The sequence below is a fragment of the Campylobacter sp. 2018MI10 genome (assembly GCF_018501175.1).
Lineage (GTDB): Bacteria > Campylobacterota > Campylobacteria > Campylobacterales > Campylobacteraceae > Campylobacter_E.
The window spans coordinates 60,077-82,098 of record NZ_JAHCZD010000005.1; the positions used below are offsets into that span (position 1 = coordinate 60,077).

The following is a 22,022-nucleotide window of genomic DNA, read 5'->3' on the forward strand; positions in this document are numbered from 1 at the left end:
TTATTTTATTCATTTAAGCTTTTCAAATAAGCCATTAATTCCACTCTGTTTTATAATATCTAAAAACTGAGCTCTATAACTAGCTATTAAACTTGTATTTAAAATATCAATATCATATAACTTACATTCGTTATTGATAATTCTAAACTTAAATATCATTTCTTTAACTTGTTCTTCATACTCAACTTTCATATTTGCCTGACATCTTTTATCATCTATATTAGTGCTTGTTAATTCAAGGCTACTACCTTTAACCAAATCAATTTTAGATGAAAAATCTTTTTTAAGTCTTTCTATAAAAATACTTTGAAATTCTGCTAATTTTTCAGCGCTTAACTCATTAGCGTTTTTTGAAAGAACTAATTTCGTCATTAATTCAATATCTAAATCATCTTTTAATAAATTAAATAAATCTTGTGATTTATCGTTGCTATCACCCTTAAAGATATCTTGTATTTTTGCAACATCTAAAACAATATCATCTTTAAAAGTATCAATTTTGTAAGCATATAAACTTGCTAAGCTTAAAGCTATTATTAATAATTTTTTCATTCTAATTCCTTTCGGTTTTTTTCATAAAAATCCCTTATTGTTACATAAGGATTTATACTTTTATAAGCTTCATTAATTAAAGCAGAATTACTACTTGTTTTATCAATCAGCCCAAAAGCAGAAACGCTAATACTAGCATTATTAGTTAAATAAAAACTAGGCTTTAAAGCATAATCAAACGGCAAAGCTAAAGCATCTCTTACATTTGCAGGCCCTAAAAATGGTAAAACAATATGCTCTCCTGGTGGAACACCCCATCTAGCAAGCATCAAGCCAAAATCACTTTCTTTTTCATATTTAAAAGGTCTTAAAATACCACCTAAACCCAATGTGGTATTACCTAAAAATGCTCCTAATTCAGCAGTTCCTGATTTAAATTCTCCACTCAAGTATAAAGTAATAAATCTAAGCGGAGACCCTAAATTGTGGAAAAAATTATTAACACCTTTTTTAACTATTGGAGGGGTGATAGTGTTGTAAATATTGCTAAGTGGTCTTAAACTCATATTATAAACTGCATAATTAAAACTAGTAACAGCTTTATTGTAATTATAAAATTTATCTACTCTTTCTACTTGATTAAATTCTGCTTCAAAATCATCAATTTCGTTCGCAACTACTAGCGTAATCAAAGAAAGGATAAAAAATAATTTTTTTATCACAAAATTACTCCATATTTAGTATTTTTGGCAAATAATAACAAAAAAATATTAAGAACAAACTATGAAAATTAATCTAGAAATTGAATTTATTTTAAATGATAATGTAAAAATTACAAAAAAACATATATTGCTTTTGCAACAAATCAAAATAGACAAAAGCATTAGCAAAGCTGCTAAGAATTTGAATATTTCTTATAAAAATGCTTGGGATAGTCTTGATGAAATAAGCAAAGCTAGTGAGTATAATCTATTTTCAAATACTTCAAGAAAAGAAGGAAGTAAATTAAGTGCTTTTAGCGAAGATATATTAAAAAAATATGAAGAGTTTTGCAAATTTAAAGCAAAACTCAATGATGATTTTACCTATAAACTATCAGCTCAAAATAAAATTAAAGCTAAAATAGTTGAGATTAAAAATGAGAAAAATTATATAAATCTAACTTGCAAATGCGGTGATGACTTAATAAAAGCAAATATTTCAGTAGCTGCTCTTACTGAATTAAATCTAAAATTATTTGATGAAGTTATATTAATAACAAAAATTAATTTTATAGAATTAGAAAATAATAAAGAAAATAGCTTTAATGCAATTATTCAAAATATAGATATTAAAGATGAGTTAATTTATTTTACATTAAATTTCAATAATCAAATCATCAAAGCAATTGGTAAAAAAAATAAATTATGTAAAAATTACTCAATAAATGATGTAATTCAATTTCAAATTCCCGCTAAAAAAATCATAGTATCTTTATAACTTGTTACGGAATGTAACAATTTTTAATTTAATTTATAAAAATGTTACATTTTAGATAAGATTTAAATAAAATTATGTTAAAAACTTACTCAAAATCATAATTTTAAGGATAATTATGTTGGATATAACGCTTATTTTATTAGCTGCAGGTAATTCTACTAGGTTTAATTTACCTTGTAAAAAGCAAAATTTATATATAAATAAATCCCCATTATGGCTATATTTAGCAAAAGAATTTGAGAAATTATATAAGTTTTCAAAAATAATAATTGTTTGTGATGAGCCTTGTTTTTATGAAGTTAAAGAGCCAAATTATATTTATGTTAAAGGCGGTAAAGAAAGATTTGAAAGTATTGAAAATGCTTTAGAAAAAGTAAATTCTCAATATGTTTTAATTACTGATGTAGCAAGAGCTTTTATAAATCCTAATGTATTAAATGAACTTATATTAAATGCTAAAAATTATGATTGCGTTTTTCCAGCTATTAAAATTGTTGATACAATTTATAATGAAGAAAAACAATGCTATTTAAATAGAAATGAACTAAGATTGGTTCAAACCCCACAACTTAGCAAAAGCTCTGCTTTAAAATCTGCGAATTTAAAAAATTTTACAGATGAAAGCTCGGCAATATTAGCAAATAACGGAACTATAAAAGCTATAAATGGAGATGAATTAAGCTTTAAAATAACTACAAAAAATGACTTGCAAAAATTAAAATTACTCAATCTAGCAAAGCCAAGTAAAGATATTTTTGTTGGATATGGATACGATGTTCATGAGTTTTGCCACTCTAATGTAGGGCATAAATTAGATGAAGATAATAAAAATGAAGAATTAATCTTAGCAGGTGTAAGACTAGGAAAAGAATATGCTCTAAAAGCACACTCTGATGGAGATGTATTAGCTCACGCATTTACTGATGCTTTATTTGGAGCTTGTGGCTTAGGAGATATTGGGGCTGCTTTTAGCCCTGATGATGATAATTATCATAACGCAAATTCTATGCAACTATTAAAACTTGCTTATGATAAATGCAAATCTTATGGATACGAGCTAATTAATGCTGATATTACAATATGTGCTGAAAAACCAAAACTCTTAAAATATAAACAAGAAATGCTAAAAAATTTAATCACTACCCTAAAAACAAGCAATATTAATATAAAAGCTACTACAACAGAAAAACTAGGTTTTGTTGGGCGATGCGAAGGTATAAGCGTAAGCGTAGTTGTTAATATGAAATTATTTGATTGGAGCGAGTATGAGAATATTAATAGTTGAAAATGAGATTTACTTAGCTCAAAGTATGGCTTTAAAGCTAAATGATGCTGGATATATTTGTGAAGTTGCAAATGATTTTAAAGATATAAAAAACAAATATTATGATGTTATTTTGCTATCTACTAATATAGATAATTTTTTAAAAGTTATTCAAAATCATAAAAATAGCGTTATATTATTGTTAGTTTCTTATGTGAGTAGTGATACAGTTAGTATGCCTATTGAAGCTGGAGCGTATGATTACATACAAAAACCTTTTATGATAGAAGAACTTATTAGAAAAATAAACTATTTTTATGGCTACAACAAGCTAAAAGCTCAAAATACCGCATTAAGTAGCTATATAAAATCAGTTATTGATTCAAAATTTCATACAGCAAAAAGATTAGTATTTCCAACACTAATAAAAACAAATAAGCAAATCTTAGCAGATAGCTATGTTTTTAATTATGTATTCTCTCATAATGTAAATATTCATTTTACTGATTTAAGTAGCTCATTTAATCTAAATAATTTATTAGTAGGAGATAGAGATATTAGATATTTTACAAATTTTCAAGTTTTAAAAGGCTCTAAATTAGAGCAAATTATCAAGCTTAGTAAAGGGCAAAATTTTATATTTCACACTAATGGAAATGCCGATATTGAAGGCTTTAACATAATTGAGCTAGAAGACAATTCAAATACACTAGCATTAGGAGAAATTCTAACAATTGATGATTACATAAAAAATATGATAATTAATTGGCAAAAAAGCTATTCTGATACAGAACTTAGTAAAAAATTAGGATTAAGCAGAAAATCACTTTGGGAAAAAAGGAGAAAATATGGAATCAATAAAAAATAAAATAAAAGAAATAAAAATTACTGAAAAAGAATTAAGTATATTAAGTTTAATTGAAATTAATTCTTTTAATACCAATGGATATTTACCAAATAAAGAAGAAGTTTTTAAGGAATTTAATTCCGCCACAATTGATAAAAATATATCAGCCTGTACTTTAGCTTTTTCTCCTAATTATGAATTAAATGATAATATTAAAAACTATCAATTTAACAATGAAATTACATTAATATTAAATGATAAAAAAGTAGGAAAAATCACTCAAGCAACTACTTTTGATAATGATAAAGCATATACAAATATATTTAGTGCAAATACTTGCAAATTAGATAAAGAATTAAATCCTTGCATAGCAGGAAAGGTTGAGATTTTTAATAATGAATTTAAAAAAGTAAAAACTGCTCTAAATAATAAAATCAAAAAAAATAATGCTAAGAAAATAACAGCCCTAATCCTAAATGCCGACCCAATCACAAGAGCACACGAAAGAATGCTAAGATGGACTATTGATAAGGCTGATTTAGTGATAATTTTCGTAGTTGAAGGATATGATACAAATTCTTTAAATTTTCAAGCAAAAAAAGAATGCTTTGAATACTATGCGAAAAACTTTTTACCACTTGAGAGAATTTTCCCTGTGTATTTAAAAAACATAGATTTATTTAGTCCTTACCTTGACCCAAATTACGAATGTTTATTGGCAAGTTCGTTTGGTGCAAATAAGCTAGTAATAGGACAAAATCATCAAGGTTTAGGATTGTTTTATGATAATAATTTAGCTCATACAGCTATAGATGAATTATCTAAAAAAACAGGCTTAGAGCTAATAGTTTTACCTGAATTTGTATTTTGTAATAAATGCAATGTAATGGTAAGCACAAAATCATGCCCACACGGAGCTCATCATCACATAAAATATCGTTCATCAATGATTAGAGAAATGCTTCATTCAGGGCTAATCCCGCCAACCGTTTTAGTAAGAAAAGAAATATCAGCAAAGCTATTAGCACACTTACACCCTAATAGATTTAAAAATGTTCAAATGATTTATGATGGATTATTTCCAAGTAATGGTATTATAGAAAAACGAAGTGATGAAGACCTTTATAAAGAGCTAATTACTTTATATCAAACAAGTTATATGATTTAAGGAGATTTTATGAATAATTTTAATGAATTTTGTGAAAAAGTTCAAAGCGAAAAAGACTTTTTTAAACCACTTGCTTTTGCTTTAGGTGTTGGGTATTTCGGACAAAAAAGCAAAGAATTAATTTATATTGATTTTGCAAATGTAAATTATATGCAAAATTTTGGCACTTTTGCTGTGTATTTTAAAGAATTAGCACTAAATAATTACAAAAATGAAAGTGAGTTTTGTATCGAGCTTAAAGAAGAGCAAATCAAAAATATCTTAAAACATTTTGAATGCTTTGAAAACGATGGTAAAAGACACGAAAATATAATAAGTCTAAAAGCAGCTTTAAAAAATATAAAAAATGAAAGATTTTTTCTAGTTGCACTAAATAGCGATGAAGCACCTAAAAGTATTGCTAGTGTTTATTTAAAACTACATTTATTATCAAGACAATTCGTAAAACCAAGAGAGATTAATCTAAATGGAGCTTTTGGACTATTAAAAAATCTTGCTTGGAGCAATTCAAAACCTTATGAATTAGAATATTTAAGAGAATTTGAAGCTGAATTAAAATTTAGCAAAACTTATCCTGAAATTGATTTTGTAGATAAATTCCCAAGATATTTACAAACAATAATCCCAGCTGATAATACAAGGATTTTAGATACTTCTAAGGTTAGATTAGGAGCACATTTAGCTAATGGAACAACGATTATGCCAGGTGCAAGTTATGTGAATTTTAACGCAGGAACTCTAGGTTCAGTAATGTGTGAAGGTAGAATTTCAAGCTCTGCAATAGTAGGCGAAGGTAGTGATGTTGGCGGTGGTGCAAGTATTTTAGGAGTATTAAGCGGGACTGATGGCACACCAATTAGTGTTGGTAAAAGATGTTTATTAGGAGCAAATAGTGTTACAGGAATAGTTTTAGGAGATGATTGTGTAATTGATGCAGGTATTGCAATTTTAGGTGGAAGCAAGGTTGAATTGTTATTATGTGATGGACTTAAGAATGCAAATCCTAATTTTAATTTTGATAAAAATGTTTATAAAGCTAAAGAATTATCAGGATTAAATGCCCTACACTTTAGACTAAACTCAACTAATGGAAAACTTCAAGTAGGCTTTAATAAAAAAGCAATTAAACTAAATAAAGATTTACATTAAACTAAGAAATTACGAGAAATCGTAATTTCTAAATATCACTTAAAATATGTATTTTATTAGTATTAAATATAAACTTATAAATCAATAATAATATGCTTATAAAATTCTTTGAATTATAAGTTTATTTCTAGTTTGATATATAATTTTATGAATATAAAAGAATATAAAAACAAATTTATTTTACAACAACAATTGCTCTGCAATAAAAAATTTTATAAATATTTTAATTAAGCAAATACAATCCATAAATTTGAATACTAATTATTTTGTGAAGCTTTAAAATATCTTAGCTTAAATTCTCTTAAAAATTGTAATATCTGTTTTAATAAAAAAATCTATCAATTTTAACACATAAATTAATTTTAAAATCTATTTAGTAGGTTTTACAAAAATTATTAAATTACATTTTAAGGACTTTAAAAACATTTTATAAAGCAAAAGCCCTTTTTATAAATCACTTATATTGTAAAAATTAAGCTCAAATAACGATTATAAATTTTAAACCTGTATTGTTTAAGGTATTATTTTTATTCGTTATTAAGCAATACTAATTGTAAATTTTATAAGCAACCTTAAAAATAAAATATGTTTTATAATTACTTATTTAATAATTCACCTACAAAATCACTCATAGAATAATTTTTATTCTCTTTAGTAATAAGCCATTTTGCTACATTAATAGCACCTTTAGCAAATATTACTCTAGAATTTGCATTATGAATTAATTCTATACTTTCATCATCTCCATAAAATCCAACACTATGATACCCTGCAACGCTTCCACCTCTAAGACTTACTAAACCTATTTCGTTATCTTCTCTTTTGCCTTCTCTATTAAAGCAAATCTTATGCTCTTTATTTAAAGCTTTATTTCTAGCTTCAAGTGCATTTTTTGCTAATGTTAGAGCTGTTCCACTAGGAGCATCAACTTTATGCTTATGATGTTTTTCATAAATTTCTATATCAAATTCTTTTAAAGCAAGTGCAGCAATTTTCGTAAGTTCATTTAATATTGCAACACCCAATGAAGTATTAGAAGCCCAAAAAAACTTACCTTTATAAGTTTTAGCTTTTTTAAAATATTCATCTTTAAGCCCAGTAGTTCCAACAACTAAAGCTGGTGGATTATCTAATAAGCTAGCTTTTTCAAGTAACTCAACACTAGCAGCAGGAGTAGAAAAATCTATTATAACATTAGCTTTAAAAAGCTCATTATAATCATTATTTTCCTTAGTAAAAGAATATACTAAATCAATATTCTCATCAGCCAAAGCTAGTTTTACTAGCTCCTTACCCATTCTACCATTTGCCCCAAATACTGCTAGATTTATCATTTTATTATAATAGTGAGTTTAATTTATCAGCTAAAGCTTGTTTTGCTTGAGCACCAATTACCGTATCAACTATTTCGCCATTTTTGAAAAATAACATAGTAGGAACTGAGCGAATTCCAAACTCAGCAGCTAATTCTTCACAATCATCAATATTAACTTTAGCCACTAATGCTTTACCTTCAAATTCATTTGCTAATTCTTCAATAGCAGGTGCAAGCATTCTGCAAGGTCCACACCATGGTGCCCAAAAATCTACTAAAGCAACGCCTTTTTTAGCTAAATTAATATTTTCACTTGTTAATTCTTTTGCCATTTTATTCTCCTAAAAAAATATTTGTAAATAAAAATTATCATCTAACTTAGTTAATGAATATTTATTTTATTAAAGCACAATAACACAAATTACAATAAGGAAAAATTATGATATTTAGTGATGAAGAATTAATTGAACCTTGTTTAAATGTCCTAAAATCAAAGCTTCACATACTTCATAATGATGGTGGCGATTTGGAGTTTTTGGGTGTTAAAAACGGGGTTGTTTATATAAAATTACTTGGTGCTTGTCATGGTTGTGCTGCTGCAAATACCACTTTAAAATTAGGGCTTGAAAGGGCTTTAAAAGAACAAATTGATAGCAATATTTCGCTAATAAATCTTGAAGGTGGAAAGGAAGCTTTTGAAAAACTATGAAAGTTAATTTAGATAATTCTTACATAACAGATAATTCAAATGAATGTGAAAAAGGTTGTTATTTTTTACTAACTAATTCAAATTCCAAATACGAAAACGATGCAAAATCTAAAGGTGCTTTAGTAATTAACGAAGCAAAAGCAAGAGAACTTTTAAAAATCGATGAAAATATAAAAATTATAGGTATAACAGGCACAAATGGTAAAACCACTACCGCTGCTGCAATTTATTCTATATTGCTTGATTTAGGTAAAAAAGTATTTTTATGTGGAACTCGTGGGGCATTTTGTAATGATAAAAAAGTTGCGGCAAAATCTTTAACAACAGGATTTTTATTAGAATTATTATCGTATTTACAAATTGCAACTTTAAATAATTGCGAATATTTTGTAATGGAAGTAAGCTCTCACGCAATTGCACAAAATCGCTGTGGAGATATGAAATTCACTGCTAAAATCTATACTAATTTAACTCAAGACCATTTAGACTTTCACGAAACTTTTGAAAATTATGCAAATTGTAAAGCAAGTTTTTTTCAAGATGAATGCTTAAAAATAATAAATCAAGATGCTTATAAATTTTCTTATAATGTAAAAGGTGCTATTACTTATGGTATAGAAAATCCTGCTTTATATAGCGTAAAAGCTTATACATTAATTGATGGTATTGAAGCAGTTTTTGCTGTTAAAAATGAGCTTTATGAGATTAGCTCTTCTTTAAAAGGCTTATTTAATATCTATAATCTTCTTGCAGCTTTTGCTTGTGTTAATGAATTAGTAAAACCTAATAAAGATGATTTAACTAATGCTATTGCTAATTATGCAGGGGTAATGGGAAGAATGCAAAGCATTCCTAATAAATATAATAAAGAAATAATAGTAGATTTTGCCCATACTCCAGATGGAATTGCTAATGTGCTAGAAGCAATGAAGCATAAAGAATTAATAGTAGTATTAGGCGCAGGTGGTAATCGCGATAAAAGCAAAAGAACTCCTATGGCAAAAATAGCTAGTCATTATGCAAAAACTTTATTTTTAACAAGTGATAATCCAAGAGATGAAGAACCTATTGCAATTCTTAAAGATATGATAGATGGCTTAAGCGAAAACGAATTAAAAAATATAAATATTGTAATTGATAGAAGATTAGCAATTTATAAAGCACTTTTAGCTCAAAATAAAAATGAATGTGTTATGATTTTAGGTAAAGGTGATGAAGATTACCAAGAAATAAAAGGTGTAAAATATCCATTTTTAGATGAAAAAATAGCACTTGAATGCTTAGATGAAATACACAATTATGAAGAAAAAATTAGATTGAAAGGTGAATATGTTTAAAGATTTTGATTTTTCTAAAATGCAAGAAATGTTGCAAGATGTCCAAAATAAAGCTAAAGAATTTGAAAACGAATTAGCAAATAAAGAATTTGTAGCAAAAAGTGGTGCTGGAATGGTAGAAGTTAAAGTAAATGGCAAATTTCAAGTAATTGATATAAAAATAGATGATGAATTATTAAAAGACAAATCATCTATGCAAATATTATTAATTTCTGCACTAAATGAAGCATTAGAAAGTGCAAGTTCAAGCACAAAAAATGCTGCGGCTGATATGTTTTTTAAGGCAGGAAAATGAGAAAACTTGCATTATCTTTAATGTTAGTAGCGACCTTATTTGGCGTAGAGCGACCTACATTTGATGATTATTTAGCATGTTATGAAAAAAATAAAGCAAGTATGTTAAATTACGAAGGCTTACCTGCTTTTGTGTTAGATGAAAATCTTTTAGCTGTAGTAAAATTACCTGATACAAAATTAAATTCATACATTAAATACGACCCATTTTTAAATCTTTATTTAGTAAGGACTGATTTTTCTTTAATAAAGCCAATCACAGATGATGAAACAACAAGAACTAGAAATGATTGGCTAGGAATTATTGATGCTAAAAAAGAATATATAGGACATTTAAAATATCTAGCTCAAGGTTTGTTTGAAAGAGATAAGCTTGATTTTAATACAAAAATTGGCTTATTAAATTCTCCTTGTTGCAAGGTTTTGGGTATTAGTTTATTAAATGGAGAATTTATAGGAAATCGCTATTTAAATCATTTTAAAAAATATAATGATGTTTATTGGGGCGATATTGGTGCTACATTTACTCAAAGAGGGGATAGATATTTTGTAAGTGGTATTACTTTTAATAGCAACTTAAGATTAAATGATGAAATCTTAAGCATAGATGATAAGCCTATAGAATCACTTAGGGCATTAAATGAAAGAATACTTTTTGCAGAAAATCAAAGCACTATTTATTTAAAAGTTTTAAGAGATAATGAAGAAATTAATATAAGCTCTGTTGTAAGTCCTAAAATATATGAACAACCAGTATTTACAACAAAAAAAGCAATTGTTAAAAAACAGATTTCAAATTCTTTAGGAATAACTTTAGATAATAATCTAAATGTAATAGGAATTTCAAATAAAAATTTAGGCTTTAAGCTAAAAGATAAAATCCTAAGAGTAAATAATGTAATAGTAAATACTAAAGCAGATTTTAATAAACAAATTCAACAAAGCGGTGTTTTAAATATATTAATTCAAAGATATATTAAAGACGAGAATAAAAACGGGGATTTTCAATTCTTTATAACAATTAACAAAGGAAAATAAATGTTAGAAAAAATGTCAAATAATTTAAGATTTTTAAGTGTAGATATGATTAATCGTGCAAATAGTGGTCATCCAGGCGTAGCAATGGGACTTAGTGATATTTTAGCAGTGCTTAGCACAAAAATTAATCTAAATACAAAAAATCATATAAATCGTGATAGATTAGTATTTTCAGGTGGACACGCAAGTTCTTTAATATATTCATTTTTACATTTAAGTGGATTTAATTTAAGTCTTGATGAGCTTAAAAATTTTCGCCAATTAGGCTCACTTGCAGCAGGGCATCCTGAGATTAAAACTCACGGAGTAGAAATAGATACAGGTCCACTTGGTCAAGGTATTGCAAATGCTGTTGGTTTTGCAATGGCAGCAAAATTTGCTAGTAGCAAACTAAATAATTCGTTAAATCATAAAATATACTGCCTTTGTGGAGATGGGGATTTGCAAGAAGGAATTAGCTATGAGGCTTGTTCTTTAGCAAATGTTCATAATTTAAATAACTTAGTATTAATTTATGATAGTAACGAAATTAGTATTGAAGGCGATGTAAAACAAGCATTTCGTGATGATATAAAGGCTAGATTTAATAGCGTTGGCTTTGATGTTTATACTATTGATGGGCATAATTTTGATGAAATTAGCAAGGCTTTAGAAATGACTAAAAATGCTGAGCGTCCAAGTATTATAATAGCTAAAACCAAGATTGGAAAAGGTGCTTGTGAATTAGAAGGAAGCGAGAAAACTCACGGCTCACCACTAGGTGCTGAACTAGCTTTAAAAGCTAAAAAAGCAGCTAATTGGAATGAAGAAGAGTTTTATATAGATAGCGAAGCTAAAAATGGCTTTGAGAAAATGTGTAGAAGAAGTGATGAGTATTTTGCAAGTTGGGATAAAGCAAATAAATTTAATGATGAACAATTAGAATTTATAGCTTATTTAGAAGGTAAAAAAGATTTAAATGTGGATTTTTCTAAACTTGATTTAAGTAAAAATTACGCTACAAGAGATAGCAACCACGCTTGTCTAAACGAAATAGCAAAACAAATTCCTACATTTTTAGGTGGTTCAGCAGACTTAGCACCATCAAATAAAACTTATCTAAAAGATTATGCAGATATTAGAAATGGTGGTAAAAATATAGCTTTTGGTATTCGTGAGCATGCAATGGGTGCAATTATAAATGCAATGGCAAGATATGGTTTGCATCCGTTTTGTGCTACATTTTTAGTATTTAGTGATTATTTAAAGCCTTCAATAAGATTAGCGGCTTTAATGAATTTGAAAGCATTTTTTGTATTTTCACACGATAGCATAGGAGTAGGAGAAGATGGTCCAACTCATCAACCAATTGAGCAAATCAGCACTCTTAGAAATATTCCTAATCTATACACTTTCCGTCCTGCTGATATGGCTGAAAATATAGCTTGTTGGCAAGTAGCTTTAAAGCTAAATAATCCAAGTGCATTCACACTTAGTCGCTCAGCACTTCCAAGCTTAAATACAAGTATTCCTGATATTAGCAAAGGAGCTTATTTTATAAAATATAGCGATAATGCAGAAGCTACAATAATTGCAAGTGGTAGTGAGGTTGCACTTGCACTTGAAGTTGCAAAAGATAAAAATATAAATGTATTAAGTATGCCTTGCTTTGAATTATTTGATAAAGAATTTGATAAATCTTTATTAAAAGGCAAGATTATCGGAATAGAAGCTGCAAGGTCTTATGAATTATATAAATACTGCGATGAACTTTTCATAATGGATAGTTTTGGCGCTAGTGGTAAAGAAAAAGATGTATTTAAATATTTTGGATTTGATGCAGAAAAAATAAAAGAAAAACTATAAGTTTAAAGGCAATTTATTTGCCTTTAAATCAATTCTTCAATCATACCTTTTATATTTGTAATTCCTAAAGATAAAGCACTAATTAATAAAGCTCTAGCCTTAACATCACTTAAATATTCACTCATAATTACACCATTTTTAATCAAATCAACTTCAGCTCCAGCATAAGCATAGGTTCTAAGACCTGCTTTACCACTTTCACATCTACTTGTCATAATTATTGGAATATTTGCTTTTTGAATAATTGGCATAGCTCTAGCCATTACATGCCCTGCTCCATAGCCACTAATTACCAAACCATCATAATTATTTAAAGCATATTCAAGCATATCATTGTCAAAATCAAGGCACATTTTTAGTAAGGCTACTTTTTTAGTAATTTCTTTTAAAGGCTTTAGTTTTAGCCTTTTATAATTATTATTAAATAAATAAAACCTACCTTCTTTAATCTCTCCAACCAAACCACGATTAAAACTTGTAAAAGTTTCAAGACTAAATGAATTGCTTTTATGGATAAATTGTGCTGAATGAACGCTATCATTTAATACACAAAGCACACCTAAACCCCTTGCTAACTCACTATTTGCTAAAGTAATTGCATTGCTAATATTAGCTAGATAATCACTTCCTAACTCGCTAGGATTTTTCATAGCACCTGTAAAAATTAGTGGCTCATCTAAATCCCAAAATAAATTACAAAAAAATGAACTTTCTTCTAAAGTATCAGTTCCTTGAGTAATAATTACAGCACGAGAGCCTTTTTTAATCTCTTCTTTTGCAAGATTTAAAACTTCAATTAACATTGAAAAAGTTATATTTGGACTTGAGATATTGCTAAAAGTTATTGCATTAATGTCTTTAAATGAACTTGTTAAATCATCAGCATTTAGGCTAGGAATTGCTCCTTCGCCTAAATTACGCATAGAAATTGTCCCGCCAAGAGATATTAAACTAAGCATTTCTTACACAATCTATTAAATATCTTACATTTTCTACTGGAATATCAGGTAAAATTCCATGCCCTAAATTAAATATATGAGCCTTATCTTTTGTAAGTTCTTTTATAATTTCAACGCCTTCTTTTATAGCTTTTTTACTATAAAGTCTGCAAGGCTCAAGATTTCCTTGCAATACATAAGGAGTTTTTGCTGCTACTTGAAGTGGAGTGCTCCAATCAACACCTAAAACATCAATTTTTGCATCCAAGCATTCAATAAAACCACCTACTCCTTTAGGAAAAGCAATTATTGCAATATGTGGGTATTTTGTCTTTAAATAACTTGCTAAATCTTGAATATATTTCCAAGCAAATTCCAAATAAGCACTAGGCTCAAGTGCATTAGCCCAGCTATCAAAAATCTGAATAGCATTAGCACCTGCTTTTATTTGATTTTCGCAGTATTCTTTTAAAACTTCAGTAATTTTTGCTAATAATTTATGTGCTAGGGCTGGATTTTCATAAATCATTCTTTTACTTTTTGCATAAGTTTTAGAGCCTTTTCCTTCTATCATATATGTTGCTAAAGTCCAAGGAGCACCACAAAATCCTATTAAAGCTTTATTTGAAGCTAATTTTTCACGAGTTAATTTTATAGCGTCATAAACATAAGTTAATTTATTAGCTGCATTTATATTTAATTTTTCTACATCAATTTCACTTGATATTATCTCGTCAAAAACAGGACCTTCACCTGCTTCAAATCTAAGTGGTAAGCCCATCTCAAGTGGCACTACTAAAATATCTGAAAATATAATAGCCGCATCAAAATCTAGTATATCCACTGGCTGAAGCGTAACTTCGCTAGCTAATTTATAATCCTTACAAAGACTTAAAAAATCTCCTGCTCTAGCACGAGTAGCCTTGTATTCAGCTAGGTATCTACCTGCTTGACGCATCATCCAAATAGGCATAACATCACTTTTTTTTCCAAAACAAGTATCTATAAATATCATCTTTGCTCCTTAGTGTTCTTTAGATTTATTATCACTTTTATGTAAAGCCCATAATCCAAGGCAAATACACATAATACCGATTGCTAAATAAAGCATATCCATACTTGAGCTAAATTTTAAATTAAGTGCGTGTTGGAAAAAATTAACAACTAAAACCATAATAATAACTTTACCAAGCTTATCTTTTAGCTCATCTAAACTATGAACTTCTAAAACCTTGCTTTGTTTGTATTGTTTAAATTCTTCAACATCGCTTATAAATAATTCATATATTCCAAAAGAAAATATATAAAAAACTAAAGCCATTAAATATAAATCAACAGCTCCAACTATAGTGCTTACAGCTTCTTCGTGAATGTCAATATCAGCACCTAAAAAATAATAAGTATATGTAACTTTTATGACCTTATACACATCAAAACTAGCAATAAAAAATAACATAAAAGCACCTAAAAGACCAAAAATAACAGGTAAGATTGTAATAAACCTAGAATTTACTAGGAATTTTTCAAAATATTTTTCTAACATTTATTCCCTTATTTCATAAAATCCGAATTGTTGGTATTCGTGTGGTTTATTATAAAAATCTTTTGTAGTGCTTTGATAAATAGGACTTAAACTTAACTTAAAGTTATTTGAATTTTTATAAGTAGAATTACTTTGTTGTAAAAACAACCAATCTATTTGATTTTTGAAAAGTTCTAAGGCATTAAACCCACCTTCAATCATTACAAATTTAATATTTTGCTCTTGCAATTCATCTTTTAATTTTAAAGGATTTTTACCAAAAATAATTTCTCTATTAGTTTTAAAAATATTTAGAGATTTAAAATTAGAATTTAAATCTTGAAAATATTTTGAAAATACTAATAAATTAGGTGCTTTTTTGCTAGTAGAATATCTAGCATCAAGCATAGGATTATCAAGTCTTAAAGTATTGCCACAAATTATTAAATAATCTATATTAGTTCTAATTTCGTGAAAATATGTCCTTAAATACTCATTACTAATACTACCTTCATTGTTATAATTTAGATTAATTGCTAATTTAAATAAAACAAAAGGCTTATTATCTAGCCAGAATTTGAATGGAGCAATTAGTTTATCACATTCATCTTGTAAAATCCCAAGATTTACTTTAATTCCAGCTTGCCTTAATTCATTTATACCATTTTGAGAACTATCACTTGAGCCTATATTTACTTCTTTAACTTTATATTTTATTAATAATTCATGACAAGGTGGAGTGCGACCTTGCTTACTGCAAGGCTCTAAAGTTACATAAAAAACACTATCTTTTAAAGCATCTTTTCCATATTTTTCTAAGATTTCATTCACACATAATCTTTCTGCGTGAAATGTTCCTGCTTTTTGGTGTGCTTTAATACTTAAAATCTTGCCGTATTTATCTAATACTAGACAACCTACGGCAGGATTTGGATAAGTTAAGAATTGATATTTCCAAGCCTCTTTTAAGGCTAGGTTCATATAAAAATCACTTCCTAAATTCAAGTTTTTTAACTCCAATAGCTTTATAAGCATCAATTCCTGCAGTTATCTTGCCTAATTTTAAATCAATTTGCTCTATTAAGCTATTTTGTAAAGCTCTTTCGCTATCTAAGAATTCTAAAAAGCTGATTTCTCCTTCATTAAATTTAAGCTTATTAAACTCATAAATTTCTTCTTCTAGTTTTACTATTTCATCATAATCTCTTAATTTAACTTCGGCATTATTATATTTTAAAATAGCATCTTCTATTTCTTTTAACGCAGTTTTTACTACTTTTTCATAGCCTAATACTGCATTATCTTGAGCTAAATTTGCTCTAATTACTTGCTCATCAACATCACCTAAATTAAATAAAGGTTGTAACAAACTAGCAGTAATTGAGCCAACAGGGTCAGAAAATACATTATGTGTATCTCCACTCCAACTAACACCAGCACCTATTGTAAAGGTTGGAAAAAAGCTATCCCAAGCAATTTTTGCATTATTATGAGCTATTTTTACATCTAAAATTGCTTTTGCTATATCAGGACGATTTGTCATAACAGAGCTTGGTATAGTAGCTGGCATAACAAAATCTTCTATTAAGTTATTAGCAAATTTAATTGGTTCTTTTTCTTGATTTAATCCATAAACTAAAATATCTAAAGAATTAATATATAAATCTCTTTCTAATTTTAAACTTCTTAATTTAGTTTGATTTAGAGTAAATTGTTCTTTAGTTTGTAAAAGAACTGATTTTGTAATAAAGCCTAATTTATATTGCTCTTCTTTTAATTTTAAAGTTTTTTCATAGCTATTTATAAAGTCTTCTAAAATTTCTATTTTTTTATTAGTTGCTACAACTTGATAATAAAGTTTTGCAATACTAAATCCAATAGTTTGATAAGTATTTTCTACATCAAATTCGCTAATATTAGCACTATAAATAGCATTATCTTTAGCCTTACCAAATTTATTTAATAAATCTATTTCATAAGATAAATTAAGACCTAAAGAATGCCCGTAAGTTGGCTTTTGGTGTTTAATTAATCTCTCATTTGCATTAATGCCAAGATTAATGCTAGGCTCTCTTTTAATCCCAACACTTACTAAATTTGATTCAGCTATTAAAAGATTATTAATAGCTATTTTAACATCTTCATTATTTTCCATAGCAATCTCAATCAAACGATTAAGATTTTCATCTTTGCCTAAGCTTCTCCAATCTTTAATTTCAAATTTAGTATTATTATCTAAATTATTTGGAGTTTTAAGCTCATAATTATTAACACTAGAGCAAGCAGCTAAAAATAAAGCTGCGATTGCTGATATTAAAAGCTTATTCATTAATTTGCTTTCCTTTCTTTTTAAAAACCTTATCATTTAAACTCTCTAGTAAATAGAAAAATAAAGGCACAAATAAAATAGATATACTAGAAGCTATAATAATACCACCAACTAGCCCTGTGCTAAGTGAGTGTCTAGCAGCACTACCTGAACCTTCGCTAAATACTAAAGGTAAAATACCAAAACCAAACGCTAAAGAAGTCATAATAATAGGTCTAAATCTAAGTTTTGCCGCCTTTATAGCTGCATCATAAGTATTTAAGCCGTGTTTATATTTTTCTTCCATAGCAAATTCAACAATTAATATAGCATTTTTTGCACTAAGACCAATTAACAATAATAAACCTATTTGAAAATATATGTCATTTTGCATACCCCTTAAATAAGTTGCTGCTAAACTTCCAAATACTGCAAAAGGAACTGCCGTAATTACTGCAAGTGGCATTAACCATCTTTCATATTGAGCTGCAAGTATTAAAAATACAAATACCATACCTAATGCAAATGCAGTAGAACCACTACCACTAGCATTTACTTCTTCATAAGAACTTCCTGCCCAAGCATAAGAATATTCATCTTTATTCATAGTTTCATTAAACACTTCAACTATAGCATTAATAGCATCTCCACTAGTATATCCTGGAGCTGGCGAAGCTGTAACTTTTGCAGCTGGGAAAAGGTTAAATCTAGTTACTGAAAACGCTGCTACACTTGGCTTAATATCAACAACACTAGCTAAAGATATACTTTTGCCTTCACTATTTTTAACATAAATATTTTCTAGACTTGTTCTTTTATTTCTAAATTCTTCATCGCCTCTCACATTTACTTGGAAATTTTTACCTAAAGCAGTAAAATCATTCACATAAACAGAACCAAAAATTAAATTTAAATTTGAATATATATCACTTAAACTAAGCCCTAAAATTTTAGCTTTTTTCTCATCAACACTTACTTTTAACTCAGGATAATCAGTGTTTAAAGTCGTTCTTGCTTGAGTTAATTCAGGTCTTTTTGATGCTGCTGCAAGTAAAGTATCTATATCTTTTTTAATTTCTTCATAACTTTTACCTGATTTATTTTGCACATACATTTCAAATCCGCCTGTTAAAGAAAGCCCCATAATCGGTGGTGGATTTAAGAAAAATGCAAAACCATCAGGGTCAAGCCACATATTTTTCATCCAAGTATTAGCTAAATTTTCACTATCTCCATTAATACCTAAATCTTTTCTATCTTTATAATCTTTTAATGTAATAAATGAAATTCCAGCACTTGGAGAAAGAGCTGAACTCTCTACATCAAATCCATTTAAAGAAATCATACTTTCTACTGCAGGATTATTCTTAACCATATCATAGATTTTATTATTAAAGGCTAGAGTTTTATCTAGGTTGCTAGAAGATTTTAATTGTGATAAAACTAATACAGCACCCTTATCTTCGCTAGGAACAAGTGAGCTAGGAATAATTTTTAGTAAGGCAAAAATTCCATAAAAGAATATAGCAACTACTATTAAACTTGGAATTACATGTCTTAAAACTTTTGCAACTGCACTACCAAAAATATTAATACTCCAATCAAAAAAGTCATTAAATTTTTTAACTAAATAAAAAGGCTTATCTTCATGGTCTTTTAATAATATACCGCATAATGCAGGAGTTAGCGTTAATGCAACAAAACCTGAAATACAAACAGAAATTACAAGAGTAATTGCAAATTGTCTTTGAATTTGCCCTACAAATCCATCTAAAAATGATACAGGAATAAATACCGCACTTAATACTAAAACGATAGAAATTACAGGTCCGGTTACTTCATCCATTGCCATTTTAGTAGCTGCTTTTACATCTTTTGTAATACCACTTCTAAACACACGCTCAACATTTTCTACAACAACAATAGCATCATCAACAACAATGCCGATTGCTAAAACTAAAGCAAATAATGTAATAAGATTGATTGTAAAACCAAAAACATAAAGGAAAGCAAAAGTTCCAAGTAAAGAAACCGGCACAGCGATTAATGGAATAATAGTTGCACGAAGGTTTTTTAAGAACATATACATAACTATTAAAACAAGTAAAATAGCTTCAACAAATGTTTGAACAACTTCGCTTATACTATCTTTTACGAAATCGGTAGTATCATAAGGCATACTATAAGCAACACCACTTGGGAAGAATTTGCTTAGCTCTTCTAATTTTTCTTGCACAGCTTTAGCTACTGCTATAGCATTTGCACCTGATTTTAAATTAATCATCATAGGAACCATTTTTTTACCATTATTAAGTCCGGCAAAACCATAGTTTTTAGTTCCTATCTCTACTCTTGCTATATCTTTTAAATATAAAATATTTCCATTTGGAAGTGCTTTTATTATGATATTTTCAAAATCACTTACCTTACTAAGCTTACCTTTAGCGCTCATTGTATAAACAAATGGACTAATTTCTTTCATAGGTAAATCGCCTATTGTTCCTGTTGGATATTGTGAGTTTTGTTCTCTTATAGCTGCACTTACAACAGCTGGATTTAAATCATATTTATTAAGCTTTTCTGAATCAAGCCAAATTCTCATAGAATAATCTTTAGCTCCAATTACTTCAGCACTACCAATACCTTCTAATCTCTTTAACTCTTCAGCCACATTTAATGTAGCATAGTTACTTAGATAAGTTTCATCACGGCTATCATCAGGAGAATAAAACGAAACAACAGCTAAAATATTTGAGCTAGTTTCATCAACACTAACACCTAATTTTTTAACTTCTTCAGGCATTTTTGCTTGAACGCTTTGAACTTTATTATTAACATCAATTAATGCTTTTGATGGGTCTTTTCCAACCTTAAAATAAACATTTAAAAACATCAAACCACTTGAACTTGAGCTTGAAGTTATATAAATCATATCTTCAACACCATTAATTGCGTCTTCAAGAATACTTGCTACATTTTGAGAAAGCGTAGCTGCATCAACGCCAGAATAATTAGCAGTTACCCTAACCGTTGGAGATGTTACATTAGGATATTCTTCAATAGGCAAACCCTTCATTCCTAAAATACCAGCAATAGTAATTATAATTGAAACAACTATCGCAAATACTGGTCTATATATAAAAAACTTAGAAAACATTATTGTTCCTTAGTCTGCTCTTTAGGAGCTTGCTTTTGCATCATCGCACCAAATTCTGCCTTAGTTGCTATTTTTGCGCCAGGATAAATCTTTTTATAATTGTTTAAAATCAATTCATCATCAACTTTTAAATCACTTGTTTTTGCATCAATTACGGCAATTTTCTCATCATCAAAAATTGTTTTAACATGAATTTGTTTTGTTATATTTTTGTCTTTAACAAATACATAATATCCATCAATATCTTGTAATAAATTTTCTCTACTAATTACAAAAGAATCATTTTGCATAATATTGCTTAGTTTAAGACTAACAAATGTTCCTGCACTTAATTCTTGATTAGTATTTTCAAAAACCGCATAAGCTTTAGTACTTGCTAATTCATTATAATTTGATATAAACTCAACTTTACCTTCATAAGTCTTACCATTTAAAGTAAAATTAGCTTTTGCACTTTTTAAATCATTATTATTTCTTTTAATTTGTTCCATATTTGTATCTGATATAAAAAATGTAGCTTTTAAAGTATTTTGATCTACAATTTTTACTAATTGAGTATTATTTGCATTAGCATAGCTTCCAGCATCAACTAACGAAGCTTGCACATATCCATCAAATGGAGCTTTTACATTAGTATAATCATAGTTTAATTTAGCTATCTTATAAGATGCGTTAGCTCTATCTAAACTAGCTTTTGCACTTTTAAATGCCGCTTCTTTTGCATCAAATTCTTTTTGGCTAACTGCTTTTTTAGCATATAAGTCTTTAGTTCTATTATAATCAGTATTAGCATTTTCATAGTTTGCTTTAGCAACACCAACATCAGCTAACGCTAAATCCAAACTAGCTTTATATTGCTCATCATCAATCTTATATAAAATTGTTCCTTGTTTTACAAAATCGCCATCTTTAAATAATATTTTTTTAATCTCGCCCGATACTTTTGGCAAAACTACTACATCTTTATTAGCTTCTAATTTCGCTGCATATTGATAATAAATTTCAGCATTTTCTAAACTTACTTTTTTAATATCTACAATAGAAGGTGGCATTTCTTGCTGCTTTTGCTCTACCTTGTCATTGCAAGCTGTAAATAATAATAAGCTAGCAACGAAACTTAATTTAATAAGTCTTTTCATAAATCTTCCTTGTTGTAATTT

21 protein-coding genes are annotated in these 22,022 nt (G+C 28.0%); 10 read left to right on the top strand and 11 right to left on the bottom strand.

The features are described 5' to 3' along the window. Positions 1–9 precede the first annotated feature (9 nt). Both KJR01_RS03480 and KJR01_RS03485 read right to left on the bottom strand, forming a co-directional pair. Positions 10–552 (bottom strand): MlaC/ttg2D family ABC transporter substrate-binding protein, encoded by a 543-nt coding sequence (locus KJR01_RS03480; RefSeq protein ID WP_214117190.1) that lies wholly within the window; start codon positions 550–552, stop codon positions 10–12. Next, positions 549–1,214: an MlaA family lipoprotein gene (locus KJR01_RS03485; protein WP_214117193.1), complete on the bottom strand. Its 666-nt coding sequence runs from the start codon at positions 1,212–1,214 to the stop codon at positions 549–551. Before KJR01_RS03485 ends, KJR01_RS03480 begins: the two co-directional genes overlap by 4 nt. Before the next feature lie 61 nt (positions 1,215–1,275). Between KJR01_RS03485 and KJR01_RS03490 the strand changes: the two genes are divergently transcribed. The 5 genes from KJR01_RS03490 (at position 1,276) to KJR01_RS03510 (ending at position 6,399) form a co-directional block, all read left to right on the top strand. Beyond that, complete coding sequence (locus KJR01_RS03490; protein WP_214117195.1) at positions 1,276–1,971, top strand: molybdenum-dependent transcriptional regulator; 696 nt, start codon at positions 1,276–1,278, stop codon at positions 1,969–1,971. Positions 1,972–2,086: 115 nt separating this feature from the next. Next, a complete protein-coding gene (ispF, locus tag KJR01_RS03495) occupies positions 2,087–3,256 on the top strand; it encodes a 2-C-methyl-D-erythritol 2,4-cyclodiphosphate synthase (protein WP_214117205.1) in 1,170 nt (389 codons plus the stop codon). Then, entirely contained in the window at positions 3,237–4,103 is an 867-nt protein-coding gene (locus KJR01_RS03500) for a response regulator (RefSeq protein WP_214117208.1), read from the top strand. The genes ispF and KJR01_RS03500 overlap by 20 nt, the downstream gene beginning before the upstream one ends. Further along, positions 4,084–5,250 (top strand): sulfate adenylyltransferase, encoded by a 1,167-nt coding sequence (locus KJR01_RS03505; protein WP_214117211.1) that lies wholly within the window; start codon positions 4,084–4,086, stop codon positions 5,248–5,250. Before KJR01_RS03500 ends, KJR01_RS03505 begins: the two co-directional genes overlap by 20 nt. Before the next feature lie 9 nt (positions 5,251–5,259). Then, complete coding sequence (locus KJR01_RS03510) at positions 5,260–6,399, top strand: tetrahydrodipicolinate N-succinyltransferase N-terminal domain-containing protein (protein ID WP_214117213.1); 1,140 nt, start codon at positions 5,260–5,262, stop codon at positions 6,397–6,399. Between the two features lie 596 nt (positions 6,400–6,995). Here KJR01_RS03510 and dapB read toward each other — a convergent pair. Continuing rightward, positions 6,996–7,733 carry a 4-hydroxy-tetrahydrodipicolinate reductase gene (gene dapB, locus KJR01_RS03515; RefSeq protein ID WP_214117215.1) on the bottom strand — a complete coding sequence of 246 codons (738 nt, stop codon included), beginning with the start codon at positions 7,731–7,733 and terminating at the stop codon, positions 6,996–6,998. A 4-nt stretch (positions 7,734–7,737) separates the two neighbouring features. Beyond that, positions 7,738–8,046: a thioredoxin gene (gene trxA / locus KJR01_RS03520; RefSeq protein WP_214117217.1), complete on the bottom strand. Its 309-nt coding sequence runs from the start codon at positions 8,044–8,046 to the stop codon at positions 7,738–7,740. 104 nt (positions 8,047–8,150) lie between these two features. On the opposite strand from trxA, the gene KJR01_RS03525 reads away from it, so the two are divergent. The 5 genes from KJR01_RS03525 to KJR01_RS03545 are packed head-to-tail and all read left to right on the top strand — an operon-like array spanning position 8,151 to position 12,937. After that, entirely contained in the window at positions 8,151–8,423 is a 273-nt protein-coding gene (locus tag KJR01_RS03525) for a NifU family protein (RefSeq protein ID WP_214117289.1), read from the top strand. Then, complete coding sequence (locus tag KJR01_RS03530; protein WP_214117219.1) at positions 8,420–9,760, top strand: UDP-N-acetylmuramoyl-L-alanyl-D-glutamate--2,6-diaminopimelate ligase; 1,341 nt, start codon at positions 8,420–8,422, stop codon at positions 9,758–9,760. The genes KJR01_RS03525 and KJR01_RS03530 overlap by 4 nt, the downstream gene beginning before the upstream one ends. Further along, positions 9,753–10,055: a YbaB/EbfC family nucleoid-associated protein gene (locus KJR01_RS03535; protein ID WP_214117222.1), complete on the top strand. Its 303-nt coding sequence runs from the start codon at positions 9,753–9,755 to the stop codon at positions 10,053–10,055. The genes KJR01_RS03530 and KJR01_RS03535 overlap by 8 nt, the downstream gene beginning before the upstream one ends. Next, the gene (locus KJR01_RS03540; RefSeq protein ID WP_214117224.1) at positions 10,052–11,092 is read left to right on the top strand and encodes a DUF7488 domain-containing protein; all 1,041 of its coding nucleotides are present in this window, start codon (positions 10,052–10,054) and stop codon (positions 11,090–11,092) included. The genes KJR01_RS03535 and KJR01_RS03540 overlap by 4 nt, the downstream gene beginning before the upstream one ends. Further along, positions 11,093–12,937 carry a transketolase family protein gene (locus KJR01_RS03545; protein ID WP_214117226.1) on the top strand — a complete coding sequence of 615 codons (1,845 nt, stop codon included), beginning with the start codon at positions 11,093–11,095 and terminating at the stop codon, positions 12,935–12,937. A gap of 23 nt (positions 12,938–12,960) precedes the next feature. On the opposite strand, the gene KJR01_RS03550 is transcribed toward KJR01_RS03545, so the two are convergent. The 7 genes from KJR01_RS03550 to KJR01_RS03580 are packed head-to-tail and all read right to left on the bottom strand — an operon-like array spanning position 12,961 to position 22,001. Further along, entirely contained in the window at positions 12,961–13,896 is a 936-nt protein-coding gene (locus tag KJR01_RS03550; RefSeq protein WP_214117228.1) for an asparaginase, read from the bottom strand. Then, the gene (gene hemE / locus KJR01_RS03555; protein WP_214117230.1) at positions 13,889–14,890 is read right to left on the bottom strand and encodes a uroporphyrinogen decarboxylase; all 1,002 of its coding nucleotides are present in this window, start codon (positions 14,888–14,890) and stop codon (positions 13,889–13,891) included. Before hemE ends, KJR01_RS03550 begins: the two co-directional genes overlap by 8 nt. 9 nt (positions 14,891–14,899) lie before the next feature. Continuing rightward, a complete protein-coding gene (locus KJR01_RS03560; RefSeq protein ID WP_214117232.1) occupies positions 14,900–15,418 on the bottom strand; it encodes a YqhA family protein in 519 nt (172 codons plus the stop codon). After that, positions 15,419–16,432: a bifunctional diaminohydroxyphosphoribosylaminopyrimidine deaminase/5-amino-6-(5-phosphoribosylamino)uracil reductase RibD gene (gene ribD / locus KJR01_RS03565; RefSeq protein WP_250325123.1), complete on the bottom strand. Its 1,014-nt coding sequence runs from the start codon at positions 16,430–16,432 to the stop codon at positions 15,419–15,421. Beyond that, positions 16,386–17,726 (bottom strand): TolC family protein, encoded by a 1,341-nt coding sequence (locus tag KJR01_RS03570; RefSeq protein WP_214117236.1) that lies wholly within the window; start codon positions 17,724–17,726, stop codon positions 16,386–16,388. Before KJR01_RS03570 ends, ribD begins: the two co-directional genes overlap by 47 nt. Next, the gene (locus tag KJR01_RS03575; RefSeq protein WP_214117239.1) at positions 17,719–20,862 is read right to left on the bottom strand and encodes an efflux RND transporter permease subunit; all 3,144 of its coding nucleotides are present in this window, start codon (positions 20,860–20,862) and stop codon (positions 17,719–17,721) included. The genes KJR01_RS03570 and KJR01_RS03575 overlap by 8 nt, the downstream gene beginning before the upstream one ends. Next, the gene (locus KJR01_RS03580) at positions 20,862–22,001 is read right to left on the bottom strand and encodes an efflux RND transporter periplasmic adaptor subunit (RefSeq protein WP_214117241.1); all 1,140 of its coding nucleotides are present in this window, start codon (positions 21,999–22,001) and stop codon (positions 20,862–20,864) included. Before KJR01_RS03580 ends, KJR01_RS03575 begins: the two co-directional genes overlap by 1 nt. Positions 22,002–22,022 lie beyond the last annotated feature (21 nt).

Excerpts from the sequence above, each read along its gene's own strand:
- KJR01_RS03480 (WP_214117190.1), bottom strand. The coding sequence starts at position 552 with ATGAAAAAATTATTAATAATAGCTTTAAGCTTAGCAAGTTTATATGCT.
- KJR01_RS03490 (WP_214117195.1), top strand. The coding sequence starts at position 1,276 with ATGAAAATTAATCTAGAAATTGAATTTATTTTAAATGATAATGTAAAA.
- ispF (WP_214117205.1), top strand. The coding sequence starts at position 2,087 with ATGTTGGATATAACGCTTATTTTATTAGCTGCAGGTAATTCTACTAGG.
- KJR01_RS03500 (WP_214117208.1), top strand. The coding sequence starts at position 3,237 with ATGAGAATATTAATAGTTGAAAATGAGATTTACTTAGCTCAAAGTATG.
- KJR01_RS03505 (WP_214117211.1), top strand. The coding sequence starts at position 4,084 with ATGGAATCAATAAAAAATAAAATAAAAGAAATAAAAATTACTGAAAAA.
- KJR01_RS03510 (WP_214117213.1), top strand. The coding sequence starts at position 5,260 with ATGAATAATTTTAATGAATTTTGTGAAAAAGTTCAAAGCGAAAAAGAC.
- dapB (WP_214117215.1), bottom strand. The coding sequence starts at position 7,733 with ATGATAAATCTAGCAGTATTTGGGGCAAATGGTAGAATGGGTAAGGAG.
- trxA (WP_214117217.1), bottom strand. The coding sequence starts at position 8,046 with ATGGCAAAAGAATTAACAAGTGAAAATATTAATTTAGCTAAAAAAGGC.
- KJR01_RS03530 (WP_214117219.1), top strand. The coding sequence starts at position 8,420 with ATGAAAGTTAATTTAGATAATTCTTACATAACAGATAATTCAAATGAA.
- KJR01_RS03535 (WP_214117222.1), top strand. The coding sequence starts at position 9,753 with ATGTTTAAAGATTTTGATTTTTCTAAAATGCAAGAAATGTTGCAAGAT.
- KJR01_RS03540 (WP_214117224.1), top strand. The coding sequence starts at position 10,052 with ATGAGAAAACTTGCATTATCTTTAATGTTAGTAGCGACCTTATTTGGC.
- KJR01_RS03545 (WP_214117226.1), top strand. The coding sequence starts at position 11,093 with ATGTTAGAAAAAATGTCAAATAATTTAAGATTTTTAAGTGTAGATATG.
- KJR01_RS03550 (WP_214117228.1), bottom strand. The coding sequence starts at position 13,896 with ATGCTTAGTTTAATATCTCTTGGCGGGACAATTTCTATGCGTAATTTA.
- hemE (WP_214117230.1), bottom strand. The coding sequence starts at position 14,890 with ATGATATTTATAGATACTTGTTTTGGAAAAAAAAGTGATGTTATGCCT.
- KJR01_RS03560 (WP_214117232.1), bottom strand. The coding sequence starts at position 15,418 with ATGTTAGAAAAATATTTTGAAAAATTCCTAGTAAATTCTAGGTTTATT.
- ribD (WP_250325123.1), bottom strand. The coding sequence starts at position 16,432 with ATGCTTATAAAGCTATTGGAGTTAAAAAACTTGAATTTAGGAAGTGAT.
- KJR01_RS03570 (WP_214117236.1), bottom strand. The coding sequence starts at position 17,726 with ATGAATAAGCTTTTAATATCAGCAATCGCAGCTTTATTTTTAGCTGCT.
- KJR01_RS03575 (WP_214117239.1), bottom strand. The coding sequence starts at position 20,862 with ATGTTTTCTAAGTTTTTTATATATAGACCAGTATTTGCGATAGTTGTT.
- KJR01_RS03580 (WP_214117241.1), bottom strand. The coding sequence starts at position 22,001 with ATGAAAAGACTTATTAAATTAAGTTTCGTTGCTAGCTTATTATTATTT.